Consider the following 525-nt stretch of genomic DNA (forward strand, 5'->3'; position numbering starts at 1 on the left):
CCAAGCAGGTCAAAGCCGTGGTCAAGGAGTTAGCGGGCCGGGCAGGGTCGCGTTTGCTGGCGATACTCGCCATGGGCCTGTCCCGTCACACGGCCCTGCGCGCCCTGCAGCGCATCCCGGTGCCCACCGGGCGGACGCCTCGCGTGATCGGCGTCGACGATTTTGCTCTGCGCCGGCGGCACCGCTATGCCACCGTGGTGATCGACGCCGAGACCCATGAGCGGATCGAGGTACTGCCCGACCGCACCGCCGACACGCTGGAAGCGTGGCTGCGCGCGCATCCCGGCGTCAAGGTCGTGTGCCGCGACGGCTCGGCCACCTACGCCGAGGCCATCCGCCGCGCCCTGCCCAACGCAGTGCAGGTCGCGGACAGGTGGCACCTATGGCACAACCTGTGCGAAGCCGCCCTCAGCGAGGTGAAGGCGCACAGCACCTGCTGGGCCCCCGTACTGGACGCACCCATCTACGACGGGCCCCGCGCACAGACGACCCTGGAACGCTGGCACCAGGTCCATGACCTGCTCA

General features: G+C 69.9%; 1 protein-coding gene. It reads left to right on the forward strand.

Going from position 1 to position 525, the window contains the following annotated elements:
• Positions 1-525 (forward strand): transposase (locus tag ACY34I_RS40645; protein ID WP_462760873.1); only part of this gene is annotated, 525 nt, incomplete at both ends.

The sequence above is a fragment of the Micromonospora sp. RTBAU3-60 genome (genome assembly GCF_054963695.1).